The 19,101-nt window shown below is 58.9% G+C and carries 23 protein-coding genes; 5 read left to right on the plus strand and 18 right to left on the minus strand.

All coding sequences use genetic code 11. The features are described from left to right. The first annotated feature begins 153 nt into the window (after positions 1–153). The 4 genes from pdhA (at position 154) to ACR0JB_RS07050 (ending at position 4,242) form a co-directional block, all read left to right on the plus strand. Positions 154–1,143, plus strand: a complete 990-nt coding sequence (gene pdhA / locus ACR0JB_RS07035) for a pyruvate dehydrogenase (acetyl-transferring) E1 component subunit alpha (RefSeq protein ID WP_170349044.1) — start codon at positions 154–156, stop codon at positions 1,141–1,143. 15 nt (positions 1,144–1,158) lie between these two features. Further along, positions 1,159–2,529 carry a pyruvate dehydrogenase complex E1 component subunit beta gene (locus ACR0JB_RS07040; protein ID WP_170396184.1) on the plus strand — a complete coding sequence of 457 codons (1,371 nt, stop codon included), beginning with the start codon at positions 1,159–1,161 and terminating at the stop codon, positions 2,527–2,529. Between the two features lie 14 nt (positions 2,530–2,543). Next, a complete protein-coding gene (locus tag ACR0JB_RS07045; RefSeq protein WP_170396186.1) occupies positions 2,544–3,848 on the plus strand; it encodes a pyruvate dehydrogenase complex dihydrolipoamide acetyltransferase in 1,305 nt (434 codons plus the stop codon). Between the two features lie 154 nt (positions 3,849–4,002). After that, entirely contained in the window at positions 4,003–4,242 is a 240-nt protein-coding gene (locus tag ACR0JB_RS07050) for a hypothetical protein (protein ID WP_170396188.1), read from the plus strand. Between the two features lie 7 nt (positions 4,243–4,249). Here the strand turns inward: ACR0JB_RS07050 and cysE are convergent, their stop codons facing one another. Further along, on the minus strand, positions 4,250–5,059 hold the full coding sequence (cysE, locus tag ACR0JB_RS07055; protein WP_170349048.1) for a serine O-acetyltransferase: 810 nt from the start codon (positions 5,057–5,059) through the stop codon (positions 4,250–4,252). 84 nt (positions 5,060–5,143) lie between these two features. On the opposite strand from cysE, the gene ACR0JB_RS07060 reads away from it, so the two are divergent. Further along, entirely contained in the window at positions 5,144–5,482 is a 339-nt protein-coding gene (locus tag ACR0JB_RS07060; RefSeq protein ID WP_170505559.1) for a TraR/DksA family transcriptional regulator, read from the plus strand. On the opposite strand, the gene ACR0JB_RS07065 is transcribed toward ACR0JB_RS07060, so the two are convergent. The 17 genes from ACR0JB_RS07065 to ACR0JB_RS07145 all read right to left on the minus strand — a co-directional run bounded on the left by ACR0JB_RS07065 (position 5,463) and on the right by ACR0JB_RS07145 (position 18,990). Then, positions 5,463–5,759, minus strand: coding sequence for a DUF7742 family protein (locus ACR0JB_RS07065; RefSeq protein ID WP_170349050.1), 297 nt, complete (start codon positions 5,757–5,759; stop codon positions 5,463–5,465). The genes ACR0JB_RS07060 and ACR0JB_RS07065 overlap by 20 nt on opposite strands. A gap of 8 nt (positions 5,760–5,767) precedes the next feature. Next, on the minus strand, positions 5,768–9,730 hold the full coding sequence (locus ACR0JB_RS07070) for a baseplate multidomain protein megatron (RefSeq protein WP_170396192.1): 3,963 nt from the start codon (positions 9,728–9,730) through the stop codon (positions 5,768–5,770). Further along, positions 9,730–10,176 (minus strand): NlpC/P60 family protein, encoded by a 447-nt coding sequence (locus ACR0JB_RS07075; protein WP_170396194.1) that lies wholly within the window; start codon positions 10,174–10,176, stop codon positions 9,730–9,732. Before ACR0JB_RS07075 ends, ACR0JB_RS07070 begins: the two co-directional genes overlap by 1 nt. Further along, positions 10,173–11,060: a DUF2163 domain-containing protein gene (locus ACR0JB_RS07080; RefSeq protein WP_170358971.1), complete on the minus strand. Its 888-nt coding sequence runs from the start codon at positions 11,058–11,060 to the stop codon at positions 10,173–10,175. Before ACR0JB_RS07080 ends, ACR0JB_RS07075 begins: the two co-directional genes overlap by 4 nt. Then, positions 11,060–11,692, minus strand: coding sequence for a DUF2460 domain-containing protein (locus tag ACR0JB_RS07085; protein ID WP_170375798.1), 633 nt, complete (start codon positions 11,690–11,692; stop codon positions 11,060–11,062). Before ACR0JB_RS07085 ends, ACR0JB_RS07080 begins: the two co-directional genes overlap by 1 nt. 16 nt (positions 11,693–11,708) lie before the next feature. After that, complete coding sequence (locus tag ACR0JB_RS07090) at positions 11,709–12,371, minus strand: phage tail tape measure protein (protein WP_170349055.1); 663 nt, start codon at positions 12,369–12,371, stop codon at positions 11,709–11,711. Beyond that, on the minus strand, positions 12,358–12,567 hold the full coding sequence (locus tag ACR0JB_RS07095; protein ID WP_170505549.1) for a rcc01693 family protein: 210 nt from the start codon (positions 12,565–12,567) through the stop codon (positions 12,358–12,360). The genes ACR0JB_RS07090 and ACR0JB_RS07095 overlap by 14 nt, the downstream gene beginning before the upstream one ends. Further along, entirely contained in the window at positions 12,564–12,884 is a 321-nt protein-coding gene (locus tag ACR0JB_RS07100) for a gene transfer agent family protein (protein ID WP_170505546.1), read from the minus strand. The genes ACR0JB_RS07095 and ACR0JB_RS07100 overlap by 4 nt, the downstream gene beginning before the upstream one ends. A gap of 4 nt (positions 12,885–12,888) precedes the next feature. Then, the gene (locus ACR0JB_RS07105; RefSeq protein ID WP_058280596.1) at positions 12,889–13,302 is read right to left on the minus strand and encodes a phage major tail protein, TP901-1 family; all 414 of its coding nucleotides are present in this window, start codon (positions 13,300–13,302) and stop codon (positions 12,889–12,891) included. Between the two features lie 20 nt (positions 13,303–13,322). Further along, positions 13,323–13,736 carry a DUF3168 domain-containing protein gene (locus ACR0JB_RS07110; protein WP_170505544.1) on the minus strand — a complete coding sequence of 138 codons (414 nt, stop codon included), beginning with the start codon at positions 13,734–13,736 and terminating at the stop codon, positions 13,323–13,325. Further along, positions 13,733–14,071 (minus strand): phage head closure protein, encoded by a 339-nt coding sequence (locus ACR0JB_RS07115; RefSeq protein ID WP_170505540.1) that lies wholly within the window; start codon positions 14,069–14,071, stop codon positions 13,733–13,735. The genes ACR0JB_RS07110 and ACR0JB_RS07115 overlap by 4 nt, the downstream gene beginning before the upstream one ends. Then, complete coding sequence (locus ACR0JB_RS07120) at positions 14,068–14,667, minus strand: head-tail connector protein (protein ID WP_170505537.1); 600 nt, start codon at positions 14,665–14,667, stop codon at positions 14,068–14,070. The genes ACR0JB_RS07115 and ACR0JB_RS07120 overlap by 4 nt, the downstream gene beginning before the upstream one ends. Positions 14,668–14,845: 178 nt before the next feature. Further along, positions 14,846–16,024, minus strand: coding sequence for a phage major capsid protein (locus ACR0JB_RS07125; RefSeq protein WP_480643928.1), 1,179 nt, complete (start codon positions 16,022–16,024; stop codon positions 14,846–14,848). Between the two features lie 34 nt (positions 16,025–16,058). After that, entirely contained in the window at positions 16,059–16,604 is a 546-nt protein-coding gene (locus tag ACR0JB_RS07130; protein ID WP_480789775.1) for an HK97 family phage prohead protease, read from the minus strand. 26 nt (positions 16,605–16,630) lie between these two features. Continuing rightward, positions 16,631–16,849: a GTA head formation protein, RCAP_rcc01685 family gene (locus ACR0JB_RS07135; RefSeq protein WP_058280601.1), complete on the minus strand. Its 219-nt coding sequence runs from the start codon at positions 16,847–16,849 to the stop codon at positions 16,631–16,633. Further along, complete coding sequence (locus tag ACR0JB_RS07140; RefSeq protein ID WP_480789776.1) at positions 16,842–18,011, minus strand: phage portal protein; 1,170 nt, start codon at positions 18,009–18,011, stop codon at positions 16,842–16,844. The genes ACR0JB_RS07135 and ACR0JB_RS07140 overlap by 8 nt, the downstream gene beginning before the upstream one ends. A 166-nt stretch (positions 18,012–18,177) precedes the next feature. After that, on the minus strand, positions 18,178–18,990 hold the full coding sequence (locus ACR0JB_RS07145) for a class I SAM-dependent methyltransferase (RefSeq protein ID WP_170396211.1): 813 nt from the start codon (positions 18,988–18,990) through the stop codon (positions 18,178–18,180). Positions 18,991–19,101: the final 111 nt, after the last annotated feature.

A 19,101-nucleotide genomic window follows, 5' to 3' on the forward strand; every position in this document is an offset into this window, starting at 1 on the left:
TTTTCTTGGAAATCCAACTTTGCCCGAAGGTTCCTCCGGCCTGAAGTCGCGCGAAATGACGATGCGTCATATTTACTCTCGCCAGATTGCCGGAAATGCTTTATGAGATAGTTTAACGCTAAACTATCTGTCCGGAAGGGGGAGATCGCCACGATGGCTGCGCGAAAAACCACAAAGAAACCAAATGTTTCTGCGGAAGAGCTTAAAACCTACTACCGCGAAATGCTTTTGATCCGCCGATTCGAAGAAAAAGCAGGTCAGCTTTACGGCATGGGCCTGATTGGCGGGTTCTGCCACCTGTATATCGGGCAAGAAGCTGTCGTTGTGGGCCTTGAGGCTGCAGCCAAGGAAGGTGACAAACGCATCACCTCATACCGCGACCACGGCCACATGCTGGCATGTGGGATGGAGCCGGGCGGTGTGATGGCCGAACTGACCGGGCGCGAAGGCGGGTTGTCCAAAGGTAAGGGCGGCTCGATGCACATGTTCTCGAAAGAGAAGCACTTCTACGGCGGCCACGGTATCGTTGGCGCGCAGGTGCCATTGGGTGCAGGTCTGGCTTTTGCCGACAAGTACAAGGGAAACGGCGGCGTGACCTTCACCTATTTCGGTGATGGCGCAGCGAACCAGGGTCAAGTCTATGAGACCTTCAACATGGCCGCGCTGTGGGAACTGCCGGTGGTGTTCGTGATCGAGAACAACCAGTACGCCATGGGCACCGCTCAGGCGCGTTCGACGTCTTCCGCTGACATCTACCACCGAGGTCAAGCCTTTGGGATACCGGGCGAAATGGTCGACGGCATGGATGTTCTGGCGGTTAAAGCCGCAGGTGAAAAAGCCGTCGCGCACTGCCGCGCAGGCAAAGGCCCCTACATTCTGGAAATCAAGACCTATCGCTATCGCGGCCACTCGATGTCCGACCCGGCCAAGTACCGCACCCGCGAAGAGGTTCAGAAGGTTCGTGAACAAAGCGACCCGATCGAACATGTGCGCGAGCTGTTGCTGACCGGCAAACACGCGACCGAGGAGGATCTGAAGGCGATCGACAAAGAGATCAAAGAGATCGTCAACCAGGCCGCCGAATTCTCGAAAGAAAGCCCCGAGCCGTCGCTGGATGAGCTCTGGACAGATATCTACGCCTGAGAGGACGATTAAGACATGGCAACCGAAATTCTCATGCCCGCACTCTCGCCCACGATGGAAGAGGGCACATTGGCCAAATGGCTGGTCAAGGAAGGCGATACCGTTTCTTCCGGCGACATCATGGCCGAAATTGAAACCGACAAGGCGACAATGGAATTCGAAGCGGTCGATGAAGGCATCGTCGGCAAGATCCTGATCGCGGAAGGCACCGAAGGGGTCAAGGTTAACACCCCAATCGCGGTTCTGGTCGAGGAAGGCGAAGACGCCTCGGCCCTGCCCGCGGCTGCGCCTGCAGCCACAGCGGTGGCCGAGGCCGCCCCAGCGGCGGTTGAGGCCCCCGCTCCATCCACGGCGCCGGCAGCACCAGTTGTTGATCTGTCACCCGATTGGCCTGCCGACGCCGAGATGAAATCTGAAACGGTCCGCGAAGCCCTGCGCGACGCCATGGCCGAAGAGATGCGCCGCGACGAAGATGTCTACCTGATGGGCGAAGAGGTCGCCGAATATCAGGGCGCTTACAAGATTTCCCAAGGCTTGCTGGACGAATTCGGGTCCAAGCGCGTGATCGACACCCCAATCACCGAGCATGGCTTCGCCGGTATCGCGGTTGGCTCTGCCTTTGGTGGGTTGAAACCGATTGTCGAGTTCATGACTTTCAACTTCGCCATGCAGGCGATGGACCAGATCATCAACTCGGCCGCCAAGACACTCTATATGTCCGGTGGTCAGATGGGCTGCCCCATCGTGTTCCGTGGCCCTAACGGTGCCGCTGCCCGCGTGGCTGCACAGCACTCTCAGGACTACGCCGCATGGTACATGCAGGTCCCCGGCCTGAAGGTAGTGATGCCCTATTCTGCAGCCGACGCCAAAGGCCTGCTGAAATCAGCGATCCGCGATCCCAACCCTGTGGTCTTCTTGGAAAACGAAATCCTCTATGGCCGCTCCTTCGATATGCCACAGGTCGATGACCTGGCCATTCCTTTGGGCAAAGCCCGTATCTGGCGCGAAGGCTCGGACGTGACCATCGTCAGCTTTGGCATCGGCATGCAATTCGCGTTGGAAGCAGCCGACAAGCTGGCCGAGGAAGGCATCAACGCCGAAGTGATCGACTTGCGCACCATCCGCCCCATGGATACCGGCGCGATCATCAACTCAGTGATGAAAACCAACCGCCTGGTGACCGTAGAAGAAGGCTGGCCGCAAGGTTCGGTCGGCAGCTACATCTCGTCCGTAGTGATGCAGGATGCGTTCGACTACCTCGACGCGCCCATCATTAATTGCACCGGCAAGGATGTGCCAATGCCCTACGCCGCCAACCTTGAAAAGTTGGCTCTGATCACCACCGATGAGGTGATCGCCGCTGTCAAACAAGTGACTTACCGGTAAGGAGCGACAGATAGATGCCCACAGAAATTCTGATGCCCGCCCTGTCACCGACGATGGAAGAAGGCACGCTTGCTAAATGGCTGGTCAAGGAAGGCGATACCGTCTCGTCCGGTGACCTGCTGGCCGAGATCGAAACCGACAAGGCCACGATGGAGTTCGAAGCCGTCGACGAAGGCACCATCGGCAAGATCCTGATCCCCGAAGGCACCGAAGGGGTTAAGGTCAACACTGCCATCGCAGTTCTGCTGGAAGATGGCGAAAGCGCCGATGATATCGCGTCCACGCCCGTCGCCGCACCTGCGGCTGCCCCCGCAGCCGCCGCGGGCAACGAGGCCGCCGCGCCAGCGGTGTCCGAGGCGCCCGCCCCTGCCCCAGCTGCTCCGGCCAAGGCGGATGGCGGTCGTATCTTTGCATCTCCGCTGGCCCGCCGGATTGCGGCACAAAAAGGTCTGGACCTGACGCAAATCGCAGGGTCCGGTCCGCATGGCCGTATCGTCAAGGCAGATGTCGAAAGCGCCACGGCTGCTCCGGCCACTGTTGCCGCTTCGGCCCCTGCTACGGCACCCGCACCCGCTGCGGCACCGGCTGGCCCCTCGGCAGATGCCGTGGCCCGCATGTACGAAGGGCGGGAATATGAAGAGGTCAAGCTGGACGGTATGCGCAAGACCATCGCCGCGCGCCTGTCCGAGGCCAAACAAACCATCCCGCATTTCTACCTGCGCCGCGATATCAAGCTCGACGCGCTGCTCAAATTCCGCGGCCAGTTGAACAAACAGCTGGAAGGCCGAGGCGTAAAGCTCAGCGTCAACGACTTCATCATCAAGGCCGTCGCCAACGCCCTGCAGCAAGTACCGCAATGCAATGCCGTCTGGGCGGAAGACCGAGTTCTGCAGCTGAAACCTTCGGATGTGGCCGTTGCGGTTGCTATTGAGGGTGGCCTGTTCACTCCGGTCCTGCAGGATGCTGACACCAAATCCCTGTCGGCCCTGTCGACCGAGATGAAAGACCTTGCGGGTCGCGCCCGTGAACGCAAACTGGCACCGCACGAGTATCAGGGCGGCACATTTGCCATTTCGAACCTGGGTATGTTCGGCATCGACAATTTCGACGCCATTGTAAACCCGCCTCACGCCGGCATTCTGGCCGTGGGCTCGGGCGTCAAAAAACCGGTTGTCGGCGACGATGGCGAACTTACCGTTGCCACAGTCATGTCGGTCACCATGTCAGTGGATCACCGGGTCATTGATGGCGCGTTGGGTGCGGAATTGCTGCAAGCCATCGTCGATAACCTTGAAAACCCCATGGTTATGCTGGCGTAAAGCCTTTTGAACACAGACCACGCCGGATCATTCCCCGGCGTGGTCTACCAAATCACTGCCATGTTGTGAGCAGTCGTGATCGCTGCGATAGTTGCTCAGACACACGCAACAAACCACCTTGATTGCATTGCTAGTTCTGATGCAAAGGTGCCCCATGACCCTCATGAACTCGGCCAAGTGCTTTCTGGTGGTTTCATTGTTGGCGACGTCGCTGCCCGTTGCTGCGATCGCAAAACCCAACGGCTATCCGGGCGAGAACTCGACCTATAACCCGGATCCCGCTGAAGTCGCCAAGCGCAAAGCTGAGCGCGCCAAACGTATCGAGGCGCGCAAAAAGCGCCGCGAGGAAAAGCGGCTCGAGCGGTTGAACAGAAAGAAAAACCGCTCGAACTAAGGTTGAATTACTGGTCTTTGCCCAGCATATGATCCATCGAGATCGAGGGCTGATCGCAGCCGGCCTCTCCGACGATCTTTGCAGGAATGCCTGCCACGGTCTTACAGGCGGGGACCTCTTGAAGAACCACAGACCCCGCTGCGATGCGGCTGCAATGGCCGACCACAATGTTGCCCAGAACCTTGGCCCCGGCCCCGATCAGCACACCGTTACCGATGGTCGGGTGGCGCTGCTCTTCTTCCTTGCCTGTCCCACCCAGTGTCACGGAATGCAGCATCGAGACATTGTCACCGACAATAGCTGTTTCACCAATGACAATCGAATGGGCATGGTCGATCATGATGCCCTTACCAATTTTCGCCGCCGGGTGAATGTCGATCCCGAAAATCTCGGACGAGCGCATCTGGAAGAAATACGCTAGATCGTGGCGCCCTTTTTTCCACAGCCAATGCGCCACGCGATAAGCCTGCATCGCTTGGTAGCCTTTGAAATAAAGGATCGGCTGCAACAATCGGTGGCATGCCGGATCACGTTCATAGACTGCCATCAGGTCCGCACGGGCCGCTTCAAGCAGCGAAGCGTCATCCGCATAGGCTTCATCCACGATTTCACGCAGCACCATCATCGACATTTCGTTCGAACACAGCTTGGCCGACACCCGGTATGACAGGGCCCGCTCAAGGCTTCGGTGGTGCAGGATGCAAGCGTGAACCAGACCACCCATCAATGGTTCGCTTTCGACCGCTGCATGAGCTTCGGTCGTGATACGATCCCAAACCGGGTCGACCGGAGTAACCTGACTGCGCTTTTCCAACATAGCTTTTGATCCTTTGCTGCGCCTAGAATGCCATTTAGTGGGAAAAACGCCAAACGCAAACCCGTGATCGGCAGAGTAACGAAAATGAATGAAACTGATTTGGCAGGCTATGAAGCGAAAATTCAGGCAAGATTGGCTGAACTTTCAGAACATTCCGCGGCGGAAAAGCAGGCTCGGGCCATTGTTGAGCTTGATCAACAGGCCGTCGGCCGCCTTAGCAGAATGGATGCCCTGCAGAATCAGGCGATGGCCAAGGCACAACAGGCTAATCGGGATATCGAAACGCACCGGTTACAAGCCGCCCTGGACCGCATACATGACGGAGAATTCGGGTATTGCGAAGATTGCGGCGATGAGATTCCTGGCGGTCGATTGAATCTGAACCTTGCCGCCACGAAATGCGTCAGTTGTGCGTCCGGCTGATCTGAAACCGGATCAGATGCTGCAAAACCAGTTCGAAACAGCGACAATATTGCACATCATCAAATCCGGGTTCATCCGCCAGCCGCCTGTTTCGCGCGGCTGCCATTAAAGATCCATTCCCGAACAATGGATGAAGATTACCCGTCTGGCCGACATATTGGTCGGCCAGCGCTGCTTCTTGGATGAGACGTGTACAAAGGCGGTCGCGATCCTGCGGCAGCGCGGCCAGCAAGGCCCGCGCCGCCGCCGCGACATCTCCATGCAGGATAGGGCGCATTCAGTGGATCACCCGACTGCTACTCGGGCGAATAGTCCCGGCCCGTAGCTGGCTGAAACCTGTGCAATGTGGACTTCATATGGCCCGTTGATCCCATCGTCTGCTTTCATTGCTGACGTGTAGGTCCAGTTTGGAACGCTCACGATCTGTTCCCGTACCAGGGTCCCGTTGGTTCGTATTTGCAGAAGGTAGGATTCGCTTTCCTCGGCCAGCGGAACCTCGATCCCCGCCCAATCGTCCCCATCCAGCCGGGTTCGACGTATCCACGACAGTTGATCACCTGCGGCTGTTCCCATCGCCTTCAGATGCACTGGTGTGTATGGGCGCAACCCGTTGCCGTCGAACGCCTCGACAAGATGTACATAGGACGGGTCATCATACCCGCGCGTTGCCGGACCAATGCGGTAGTGCTTGCTCACGCGCCGCTCGGACCGCAACAAGCCGGTTTGGTAAACACGCTGATCCAACAGGACGAACATCGACCCATCGGGCCAGACATCGGGAATGATCGCATCCGTCCCAAGCTGACCGCGCAAGCGACCGGACAATGTATAGATGCCCGTTTCTTGCAGCGTGGCGTCGGCGAATTGGAACAGCTCCCAATTGCCGGGTGTTCCATCACCGATCGCGGCCAGATTGGCCCCGTTCAGCAACGCATCCCGAGGGCGCGATTCCAGCAGGCCATCAACCAGATTGACGCGCAGCGGCGTTCCTTCATCCCAGACACCGGCGCTTGCCCGTCTCAGCGGGGTTTCGGTAAATCCAATTATCGCTTGCCCCGAGATCACCTCTTGCAGAGCATAGTCTTCGTCACTGGCCGCCGAATAGACGGCAACACTGCCGGGCCATGGGTTGGCCGAAGTAGCAAGGTATGGGGCATGTGGGGCTTCGGACCCGGTCAGCAGCGGCAAATCCAGGAACACAGGCAAAACAGGAACCGGTGCCACAAAGGGTTTGATCGAAACTTGATCGTCAGGCAGATCAGATGGCGCATAGACGCCGGGTTCGATGCGCACTGCCTCGGCCAGTTGCAGATCGGCCTGCTCTAGCCGGTCGATGCGATAGCGTGCACTCTGCCCGTCTTTGGTCAGGCTCACGACGTCACCCGCCCCCAGATGCAACATCGACGGCGGCAATGCAAAGCGCGCTGTCTCGCGTGAGACTCGCGCCTCGCTTAGCCAGCGTTCAGCGGTTTGGCGGCCTTCGGCCCGTGTCAGCGATAGAGGCATCTCGTTCACGGCCACCGAATGCGTTCGAGTGCCCGGCAAGATGGCTTCTTCAGACACTACATCATGATCGGCGTCCGATTGTACAAAGCGCAACCGAACGCGGCCTGTCATTTCGGCCTCGGCTTCTCTGCGATATTCCACGCGGCCTTCGATATCAGAGCTGTCTGCCAGATCGTCTGTATCCAATCCGACCACCTTGCGACCGTCGCGCATCTGAAACAGCAGCACACCATCCCGTTCAATCGCATCAAACCCATAACGCAGCATCAAGGGCTGCAATGCAGCGCGCGCGCTAGAGACATCTTGAACCAGATAGCCCCGTACGACGCCATCCAGACGCGACACGTCGATGTCCGTTACTCCGGCACCGTGGCAGATTTCAGTGACCACAGAGGCCAGAGTCCGCGTGCCTGACCGTCCATTCAACCAATGACCTCGGGGATAGTTCGCCCCGTCGCTCCACTGGCTTCGCAGGTTCGGAAACGTTGGAAACGGACGCGCATCCCATGCCCAAACATAGGCGTTCGCCATATCAACCATGTGACCATCATATTGATCCGAAAGCGGGTTGATTGCCGGATCAGACCAGTAGCCATACATCGCTTTCAAGTACTGCACCTGCATGAAATCATCGCGCCGACCGGAAGAGTATTTCGGCAGGCTGGATTCCGAGGATTTCGGGTCAAGAAACTTGTTCGGCTGATTGGTTCCTTTGTCGATGGCCGCGCAACCCAGTTCCGTAAACCAGATAGGTTTTGAGTTAGGCACCCAATCGGTCGGGTTCGATTGACGTACACCGCCAATGCGTTCGTGATGCCGGTTCGACCACCAATTGCGAAGGTCCTTGTAACGCCAGACCCATGCCTCATCATGCTCCTCATCCGTGATCGGCGTTCTTATCTGGGCTTCGGCCTCTTCCGGCGAGGCATAATACCAGTCATAGCCTTCTCCGCCTTCGATATTGCCTCGAAGGTAGTCGAGGTCATAGATCGCGTCTGTGCCGGCCTTCAGATCCACGTGATCCTCACCATCCCGCCAATCCGACAGGGGCATGTAATTGTCGATACCGACGAAATCGATGTTTTCATCTGCCCACAGTGGATCAAGGTGAAAATAACGGTCCCCGGTTCCATCATTCGGCTGATAGCCGAAATACTCGCTCCAATCCGATGCGTACCCGATTTTTGTGCCTGGCCCCAAGATTTCGCGCACTTCGGCGGCCAAGGCTTGCATTTGGGAAACTGCTGGAAAGCCGGTCAGACCTCGGATTTGGGTCAGCCCGCGCATTTCGGAACCGATGCAAAAAGACTCCACCCCTCCAGCAGCTTTACACAATGCCGCATAATGCAGAATGAAGCGGCGCAAACCCCATTCCTGAGGGCCGCTATAGGTCACTTCGCCATCGCCAACGGCAAAGTCACTGGCGCGTGCGTGTCCAAAGAACGCGGCCACCTGCGCGTCGGCCGTCGCCGTTTTATCCGGTGATCCTTTTCTACCGGGTGCGGTGCTAAGCGTGATGCGCCCCCGCCAAGGCAAATGCGGCTGGTTGGGTGCATCCGACCACGGGTCTGGCAAACCGTTGCCTTGCAATTGATCCATCAGGATAAACGGATAAAACATAACCCGTTTGCCAATACTTTTCATATGCCAGATTGCCTGAACTACGGATTGATCCGCAGGGGTTGCGCCATAGACGGGGCGGTCATTTTCGTACCTGACAGCTTGGGCGGTCTGTCGGGTCACACCTGCCACGCGCCAGGGCATGTTCTTGCCTTCGATGTCTTTGCGCAAAACCTTGGGCTGAATTTGACATTGCCCGCACCGCAAATCATCGCCAAACCACGACACGATCAAAGAGGCCGCCTCGCAGGAAGGCAACTCACGTTGCAGCGCCCGGGTCGAAGTCACCAGGTCCGGCCTCCCCGAGGCAGAGTTGACATTCGCCGCCCAGCTTTGCCCACGCCCTTTTGTGTAATTGATCTGTTCGCTGGCCAGCGCATATTCACCGGTGCCCGGCATCAGGGCAACGCCCCGGATGGTCTTGAACAGGGCATCCGGCGTATCCGGCAATCCCGGCTGTTCCTGACGTACGACTTCGAATGAAAATTGCGGCACCCTGTTTCCAAACGGCGCCAGTTGCAAACCTTCGATCACAACATAAGCCGTGCCACGATAGGCCGGAACGTTGCCCGCGCCCTCAATGGCTTCGATCAGAGGGTCCGGCAATTGATGGTCGTTCCCCCGATAGATACGCATGTTCAGGGTTGAGAGCTCCAGTTCCTCTCCATCAGCCCAAATGCGCGGGACGTCCGAAATTTGTCCCGCCCCTACCGCAATGGCCAGAGAAATCGAATAGCTGTAGCTGTGCGTGGTTGTTGTGACCTCGGACGATTTCGGAGATCCCTTGCCACCTCCGCCACCCTGCGAGGTTGTGCTTGTGCTTTTGGTTTCCAGAAAATCCGACGCCCAGATAACCTGACCACCCACCCGCATACGCCCGAAAACCTTAGCGACCGGAGAACCCTCTCCGGATTCGGTCAGGCGGAAACGGTCCAAGCGCCCGGTTTCGACCACTTCGCTGCCACCGCCCATGACCGACTGGCTCATTAACCGCTGGTCGATGACCCGGCCCAGCGTTGCCCCAATGGCGCGGCCGATCACTGCGGTCGACAGCCCCGCAACAGTGCCGCCAATCGCTCCGCCGACCGCAGCTCCTGCCGCAGACAGAATTATTGTAGCCATCACATATCCTCCAGCGGGAATTCAAAACAGGCGACCACCCGGCGGCGCCAGGGATCACTCAGCGTGTTTTCGACGACGCCGTAGCCGGAATAGGCGTGAATAAACCGAAGCGCGGGTGCGGTTTCGCTGACGATACCTACATGCTTGGCAACACGCCCATCGCGCATACGGAACAACAAAACATCGCCCGCCTTCGCAGAACTGGGGTTCTTTTCGATCAGGTGACGGCGGGCCGCTGCCCACATGCGCTCTTCGCCCTGCGGCTCAGACCAGTCCATGCTATAGCTCGGCACCGTTTCGGGTTCGTACCCCAGCAGCGCGCGCCACACACCACGCACAAGGCCCAGACAATCCGTACCCACCCCTTTGACCGAAGCCTGATGCACGTAAGGCGTTCCCAACCAGCCCCGCACCTCGTCGACAATACCCTGCCTATGGCCGCTCATCGTCTGCTTCCCCCAGTGTTGGGATTGCCTTGCTTGGGCACCGCCATTACCCAGTCTTCACCGGGCAGGTCAGGAAACCCCTGAAAGTTGATGATGTTATTGAATTTTTTCCGGCAGGTGTGCATACTTTTGTTGCACCCGGCTGTCAGCTTTACCCGGTCCCCGACGGCCAGGCCGCCGCTGATCCCGGACCAAAGCGTAACATTGCGCCCACCTACGATCCGGTCGTCCTGTTTGATTGCGGCCCACAACCCAGTTGCCCGACCGGACAAAACATCTAATCTGCCCCGCCTGAACCAGGCTTCATCCGGTGCTTCTGCCCCTTTCAATTGCAGGACAGTGCCGGCAATCAAAGCGACCACTTCAGCCTCGGCCTGATACCCTGGCGCGCCGAGATTGAACTTGCAATCACCGTCCCCCAGAACTGCCGTACAAGGTTTCTGGTAAACCCTGCCCATCGGTCGGTTGAGCAGATCAGTCAAACCGCGCAATTCGGCGTGAAATGCACCACCTGCGCGGCGCATCTCACCGATCGAGCCTTTGAATTGCAGAAAACGCTGTTCAGGCCTGGCCCAGTTGACCAGCCACGCCCGGACCTGAGCATTGTCGAACCGACCCGCTTCGATGTCTTCTTCTGTGACCGCAGCATCGGACAAGGCCCCCATGGCCTCAGAGTTGTCGACGGACAGTCCGGTGGCTTGTTCGATAGCCGTGGCCGTCAGGCCCGTGCTGGCCTTGAAGGTCATCCCGTCAAAGCTCAGTTCCATGTCATGATCGGTGAAACCGTATTCCTGCCCGTCCTCACGCCGGATCGCCCAGCATCGGCAGGTTGTGGTCAACCCTGTTTGCAGATGGGTGTGCAACCCTTGCTTATCACCGCTCATCAGACACGTACCTCGACCACTGGAACGTTGGGTACGTCGCCCGCTTGAAAACTAGCGACACTGGTCTGAATCTTGTCGGTGTCAAAACGAACCGGGACGTCAAACTCAAACCCGGCGGTGACTTCCACCTCTTCAGGCGGCGGCGCAGTAAACGTGATCAGACCGCTGTTTAGATCCACTTCAAAATCTACGCCTTCGCGCATTTGATCCTGTTCCAAACCGATCCGCACGGTACCCAAAACCGGTTTGACGATTGGGCGGACATAGCTGAACCCGCCCGAGCTGTAGGTTTTGACCAGCTGAAACTCGGTGCTTGTACCGTCACCACGAGCAATGACCTGATCATCCATTGCCACGTCCGCTGTCGCAGCCCCGGACTTGTAATCCGACCAGTCTTTCCAACGAAAACCGAACATCTGCCCCTGACGGGCTTCGAAAAACGAAACCAGCGTCTCGATATCGTCCAATGATCGCATCCCCAGCCCGGCGTCATAGCGGCGACGGGAATGCGCCCAGGGCGTGTTGCGTTCTTCGAACCCGTTGGCCAGCGTCACGATATCTGTGCGCCGTTCGGGACCACCAACCGAGCCAAAGCTCAGGCTGGCGGGAAATCTGACTTCGTGGAAATTCATCACCTGCTCCCTCGTGTTACCTGTTGCGATTGCCGCGACCCAAGGCGCGGCTCATCTGAGCGGCGATCTGACCCTGACTGCGTCTGAACCCCTGCACGTCCGGCGTTGTGATATTCATCACCACGTTCACTGCGCGCCCTCCGCCGGATGTCCGCACGCCCAACTTGCCATCTGGCCCGCGCGCTAGAGGCATAATCGCCTCGGGGCCGGCCTCGCCCATCAGTCCGGTGCCGCCCCGCATCGGAAATGTCGTTGGGCCGCTGACCACACCGCCATTGGCAAAGGGCATCACCCGGCCCTGCGAAAAGCTGCCGCCATTGGCAAAGGGCAAAATTCCCTGCACCAGACCACCAACCGTATTGGCCAGCATGCCGCCAAAGTGATCGGTCACAGGCTTGATCGCCGCCGAATAGGCCGTGCGGATCATCGAGTTCTTCAGCACATCCAGCGCATCCGACAGATTCATGCCGTCCAGCACCACGCCGTCAAATGCCTTGCGCAAACCGCCGGACATGCCGCGCTCCAACGTGGCGACGTCCTTGCCGGTTTCTTCAAAGGCTGCGCTGATCCGCTTCATCTGATTGTCGAATGCCGCAGCCATCGACGCCGCATCCCCCAACGAGTCGCCCAGCGCCTCACCCCGTTCCTGCAGGTCATCCAACCCGTCACGATCCGTCATCACGCTCTCCTTGTTGCTTGTCCGGATAGGCCGCCAGCAAAGCGTCCAACCCCGCCCGGTTCATCGCTGGCATCCCGACCCCTTGCCCCAACATCAGTCGCAATTCAGCCGGTGTCAGACGCCAGAACTGATCCGGCGTCAGGCGCAGGCCGACGAAACCGGCCCGCATAAGGGCGGGCCAGTCGAACCCGCTCATGCGCCACCCGGTACCATGAAGGCCCGTGCCAGCAGTTCAGCCGCAGCCTTGGCGCCAGCCATCGGCCCGCCATCGATCTCGGCCCGCAGCAGATCCGATCGGGCGACATCGGCGCCCCCGCCTCTCAGCCCGGCCACGATCAATGCCAGCACATCTCCGCTGGAATAGGTCCCGCCTTCGAATCGCTGAACCAGTTCCACCAAAGACCCGGTGCCTAGCTCCTGTTCCAATTCTGCCAAAGCGCCCAGCGTCAGCTTGAGCACCCGCCGCTCTCCATCGATGGTCAATGCCACCTCGCCCGTCCACGGATTGGCCATAGGATTACAGTGCCGTGAAGGCCAAAGCGCCGGCGCTGGCCAGGCTCATCTCATAAGTCGCCTCGCCATTGTGCGACCCCGCATATTCGATGCCGGTGACTTGAAACGCGCCTTCAACGATGCCGAAATCGGGAATGATCACCTGAAAGTTCGGTGTCTCACCGTCAAAAAACAGCTGTCGTGCGCGTTCGTCGGTGCCTGCATCCTTGAATACGCCCGAACCCGAGATCGCAGCGGACTTCACCCCTGCCCCCGACAACAGCTCGCGCCAACCACCCTGACTTTCCAGGCTGGTGACATCCACACTTTCTGCGTTGAAACTGACCCGCGTGGCCCGCAGCCCCGCGATGGTCTCGAACAGGCCCGAGCCGTTCATATCCACTTTGACCAACAGGTCTTTTCCGTTCTGGGCAGCCATATGTTCTCTCCGTTGATTGCTTAGTCGTCTTCCACGCGGGCGCGGAATCTCAGGTCGATCTGGCGGATGGCACCGCCGGTTCCCGTGCGGCGGGCCGAGGCGCGTTCGAACCACAGCCCCACCAGTCGCCCGCGATCCAGGGTCAGTGCTGCACCCTCAAGCGCATCGCACACCGCCCCCGCAAGGGCCTTGGCTGCGCCAAACCCGGCGGCCTCGGACATCACCGACACCGTGAACCGATGCAGGGCACCAGCGCCCGATCGGTCCGAGGCATTCCGCACCTCTTCCGGGCCCAGCGTCACATAAGTCTGGGGCACCGCCCCTGCCGGCACCGCGTCATAGATCGCGCCGCCCGACAGCGTGCTGACCTGCGTATCGCCTGAAAGCTGCTGATACACCGCCGCCTGCAAAGCCGCTGAAACGCCATAGCTCATGCCGCCACCTCTTCGTCCGCGAAACAGGTCAAGTACTGGCCACGCGGGTCACGCTCGGCGACCGCGCGAATAACAAAACGCCGTATGCCTTCGGCAAAACGCTGGTCCGGCGACGGGCGCATCAATGACCCCTCGGGCGTACCCCGCACAACGATGCGGTAACCCACGCGCGAAACTGGCACCCCGGCCACCTGACGCTCGGACCCGCTGCGTGCAGTGACTTCAGCCCAAACCGTACCCAACGAGGCCCATGTTTCGATGTACCCACCTGCGCCGTCGGCAGTTCGGACTGGCGCTTCGAGAACCAGCTTTCGGTTCAATCGCGGCGCCTTCATTGCGTCACCCCTGCGCCAAAGCGCACGACGCGATAGCGTTGGATCAGGCTGGTTACGCCAAAGGGCATACATCCAGCACCCAAAGCAGTCTCGTCGCGGTATTCGTAGTAATGCGCGGCCAGCAACAAAACTGCCTGACCCAGATCAGCAGGTAGCCCACCCCAATCTGCCGACATCCCTGCAGCAAAGGTGATTTTCACCGAGCCGCCTGTCGCAATGTTCGGCAACATTGCGCCCTTTGGGCGCAGCCTGGGGCGCTGGCTGTCCTGTTCCAGCCGATAGGCATCGGGCGCGATTGTGCTTTCCAAACCCGCCGCATCGCGGATTGTCACCGCGCCCACTGTCACCACCGGGGTTACCGGCAGCACCTCGCCTGCAGCATCGAGCCATTCGCTCAGGCTCCAAGAAAACTCGCGTTCAATCAGCACCTTGCCGGTGCGCGCCTCGATCGCAGCGATCGCCGCCCGCAGGAAACCGTTCAGCACCTCGTTCTGCACACTGCCCTCGGCAAAGCCCGTGCCCAGACGCAGATGCGCCTTGAACTGATCTACCGGCAACGCCGCATCCGCGATGGCGGTTTCTTCGATCAACATCATCCATTCACTCCGCAATCTCGGCCCCCTCCGGGGGTCGTCACTTCAGGAAATTGGCAGGCACGCGCCGCCCCACGTTGCTCGGACGGAGGGGAGCAGCTAGACAACGCAGAGGATCTCACCCCGGCCCGTACCCGCCGCCCGAGAGGCCGGTTACCCAGCCCCCCGGATCCGCCACCGCTTAGGCAGTGCCGAATTTCACCAGTTTGATTGCGGCAAAGTCGCTCACGTCGCCGCCGACGCGTTTGGTCGCATAGAACAGGACGTGTGGTTTGGCGCTGAACGGGTCGCGCAGAACGCGCAGATCGGGGCGTTCGGCGATGGTGTATCCTGCCTGGAAATCACCAAAAGCGATCGAGAAACTGTCAGAGGCTGCATCCGGCATGTCCTCGGCAATCAGCACCGGATAACCCATCAGGCGCGCGGGCTCACCGGCGGCCAGTCCGTCAGACCACAGGAAGCGACCATCACTGTCTTTCAACTTACGGATCAGGCCGGCAGTTTTGGAATTCATCACGAAAGTACCATTGACCCGGTACTGCGCGCCCAGCGCATAGACAACATCAACAATGGCATCCGCCTCAACACCGCCATCAATGCCGGTCGGAACGTAGCCGATATTGCCCCAATTCCAGACGTCATTGTCGACTTTGGCGTGATCCAAAATGCCCTTCGGCTTGTCGGCACCATCGCCACTGATAAACGCCGACGCCTCGGCGCGGGCAAACTTGTCAGCGATACGACCGGCCAGCCAACCTTCGACGTCAAAGGCGCTGTCATCCAACAGGCGCTGCGAGGCCTTGGGCAGCGCGCTCAACTCGTGCAGCGCGATTGAGATGCGGTCAATCGATGGAGTCGCAGTCTCGTTCGCGTTCGAGGCCTCATCCGCCCATCCCGCACCCACATCGGTGTGGTCGATCAGCACGTCGAACGAGTTCGCTTCGACATTCACGACCGAGGCGATCGAACGGATCGAGGCGGTGGATTTCAGCACCGATTTGATGATCTCGGCGGTTTGCGGATCAACTAGGTAACCGCCATCGCTGTTGACCGCACTGGTCAGCGACTTGGCCTCCATATCCAGCCCACGCAGGCCGTCATCGTCACCCGAACGCACATAAGCGTCAAAAGCCTTTTGGTGCGGTGCGCCTTCGGTGATCGAGGCAGCAAGATGCGGGCGTGCCGCGATGGTTGATTTACGATCCAGCATAGTCAGTCGCTCTTCTGTCTGTTGCAGTTTGGTTTTCACTTCAGCCTTCAGGCCCTTGAATTCATTCACGAAGCCAGCCATCGCCTGCTTCACCTCCTGAACCAGGGGCGCACCCTCTCCGGTCAAGGCCGGGGTCTCGGTCTTGCTCATCAGCACTTCCATTCTTGGGTGGGTTTGAGGCGCGCTAGGGTCGCGCCAGCTCCTGCCGGGCGTCGTTGAACACCTCGGCAATACTGCGCAGGGTTTCTTCGGCATCCAGGATCGCCCCCTTTGCCGCCACCCGCGCACTGGGCAGCATCGGGAAAGTCACAAGCGACACCTCCCACAGCTCCAGTTCCGTCAGGACCCGCTGGCCCTTGTCATTCTTCACGGCTCGCTTAGTGCGATAGCCAATCGACAGACCGTCCATGGCACCCGCCCGGATCAACTCCGCCGCCTCGCGACCCTTTTGTGTGCTTTCCAGCAGACGTCCCTTGACCCATAGGCCCTTATCGTTTTCGCGCACTTCGTCCCAAACGCCGATTGGTTGCGCCGGGTCGTGCTGCCACAGCATTTTAACCCGCTGACCAGCCTTCACCAGCCCATCCAGTGATGCGCGATAGGCGCCTTTTTGCACCACATCACGGCCCTGATCGACCTGACCGAACAGACTGGCATAGCCTTCGATGACTGCATCCTCAGACACAGACAGCCCATCGCCAAATCGCGCAAACTTATGCTCTAGTTCCATCAACAACTCCTCGTAAGCCTCTGAACTCATGGCGTTACCGACAAAAACGACTGAAACGCCTGTGCCAGGATCACTGCGGCCACACCGTAGACCGTCAGCCACAACCGGCGCTCTAACCGCTCCATCATTTCTTCGATCTGATCCAACCGTTTGCACAGGTGCGCATGCTGAATCTCGGCCACCCGTTCATGCGCAGCCAGACGCAAGCCCGGCGCGCAATCGAATGGCGGATACCCTTCAGCCATCCGCATCCTCCGCCAGTGCCGGCAACCCCAGCAAAGACCGCTTCTCGGCATCTGTCAGGAAATCGGCACGACTGACGCGGGTCCAATGCGCATCACGTTCGGTAGCCAACGCGGGCACCTGATCCAGATCGGGTTTCAGCATCAAATCCTCGCCAGAAAAGCCCGAGAGCCACTCTGACACTGCCGCCGCCACCCGCGTCACCAGGGGCAGAACGGTCAGGCGATAAAACGCCCGGTTGGCCTCCTGATAGTTCGAATAGGTCGCGTCGCCCTGAATTCCCAGCAACATTGGCGGGACCCCAAAGGCCAGCGCGATCTCGCGGGCGGCGGCTTCCTTGGTCTTTTGAAACTCCATGTCCGAAGGGGAAAAGCCCATCGGCTTCCAATCCAGCCCCCCTTCCAGAACCATCGGACGGCCAGCATTGCGCGCCCCGCGATAGTTCTGCTCAATCTCGTCTGACAGACGCCGGAACTGATCCTCGGTCATCACCCCATGGCCATCGCCTTTCCAGACCAGCGCCCCCGAAGGCCGCGCCGCATTGTCCAACAGCGATTTCGACCACCGAGACGCGCTGTTATGCACATCAATAGCCATCGCCGCCGCCTGCATCGGCGAGAACCCGTAATGGTCATCCTGCGGATGGAACGATTTGATATGACAGATGTTTTCCGCCGCAAACCGGTGCTTTTTGCCACCGACCGCGTAATCATACGCCTTGGGCCACCCGTCTGCGCCGGGCACCACGCTCATCCGGTCGGATCGCAACACATGCAACTCAACCGGCAGGCCTTCCTCGGCCTGCACTGCCTCGACATAGGCATTGCCCGACAGCAGCAACTGCCCGAACAAGGCCTCCATCAATTCCGCCCGCCCCTGCGCCGCATTCGGACGACGCATGAGGCTCAGGATCGGATGTACATCATAGCGCTGCGCCTGGTCCTGCAACACCAGTGGTAATGCCGCCGCCGCCTCGGCAATCAACTTAACCGAGCGAAACCCCACCGGGTTCCCCGAAAACCCCGTCCGCGTCAGCGATACCGCATCCCGAGGGCTCCACGCCACGCGCCCACCCGTCTGCCACGCCACCACAGGCCCCGCCGCGCTCGCCTTCACCTCGGGCGCCTCGCCAGCCGATCCACGACGCAAGAAATCGAATACCATCTGTGCTCCTTTCTGCCGCCGCACTGCCCGGCTTGTTGAAAGGAGTTATGACGGAAAGAAGTTTAAGCCTCGGGAATGGGGCGTACGGGGGGTGGGCAACGGGTTGGAATTCTTACTAGTTCACAACGCAGAAGCGAACAGAGTACGTGGAAAAACCAATTTCGGTTTACGGTCTCGCAAGAAATACATGCCCCTGAATTTTGCCGGACACCGGCCCTTTACCAAACAGCTTTTCGATGTCAGCTGCTGCCGCGTCTGTAATCTCAGCCAATGAGCCCGCAGCACGTTCTTCCAACTCATTTCTTAGCGGTGTCCCCTGGCAATAAGCCACTGCCGGAGCTTGGGGGGTGCTCGCTCGGCTTTGCTCGGAAATTGTCAATGTTTCAATATCAGTAAAACCAGCTTCCTTTAGATCATCGACAATTGGACCAATATTGCCGTGCCCATGGGGTGTTCTTGCTAAAAACACTGGGGGGTCTTCCGGGAAAAAACGAGATGCCGTCTTCGTCACGCTATGCGCAAACTCGTTCTCTTCGATACTGTCCCAGACATTGAAGATAAAACACCCGCCATCCTTCAAAACGCGAAGGGCTTCCTTGTAGCCTGCTACTTTGTCAGGAAAAAACATCACTCCAAATTGACAGCACACAACGTCAAAGGTACTTGCCTCAAAGGGCAACGCCAACGCATCTGCCTGCCTCCATTCCAATTGATCGGCGTTCGGCTGCTGCGTTGACGCTCTGTCCAGCATCGGTTGGTTCAAATCAGTAACGACATAACGAATTCCGTCGCTCAGCAGCGGGGCCAACGCGCGTGTTACTACGCCGCTGCCCGCTGCAGTTTCCAAAACAGCTTTGGGTTTTGCATCAGCGACTCTCTTTGCCATGTCTGAGGCATAAGATTCGAAAATCAACGGAACTAGGAATTCATCATAAATGTCTGGAATTGAGCCGGTGAAGTTTTTGTCTTTTGTAGACATTAGGAATTCCCTTCCCGACCCTGTGGCCGCAAAGGGTTTGTCCATAGCATAATTCTCTGGTTACGTCACTTCAGACCGCGAGCAGCCTTTTAACCGCCGCTCTCCGCCTAT

This window comes from Ruegeria sp. BI7, assembly GCF_056537925.1.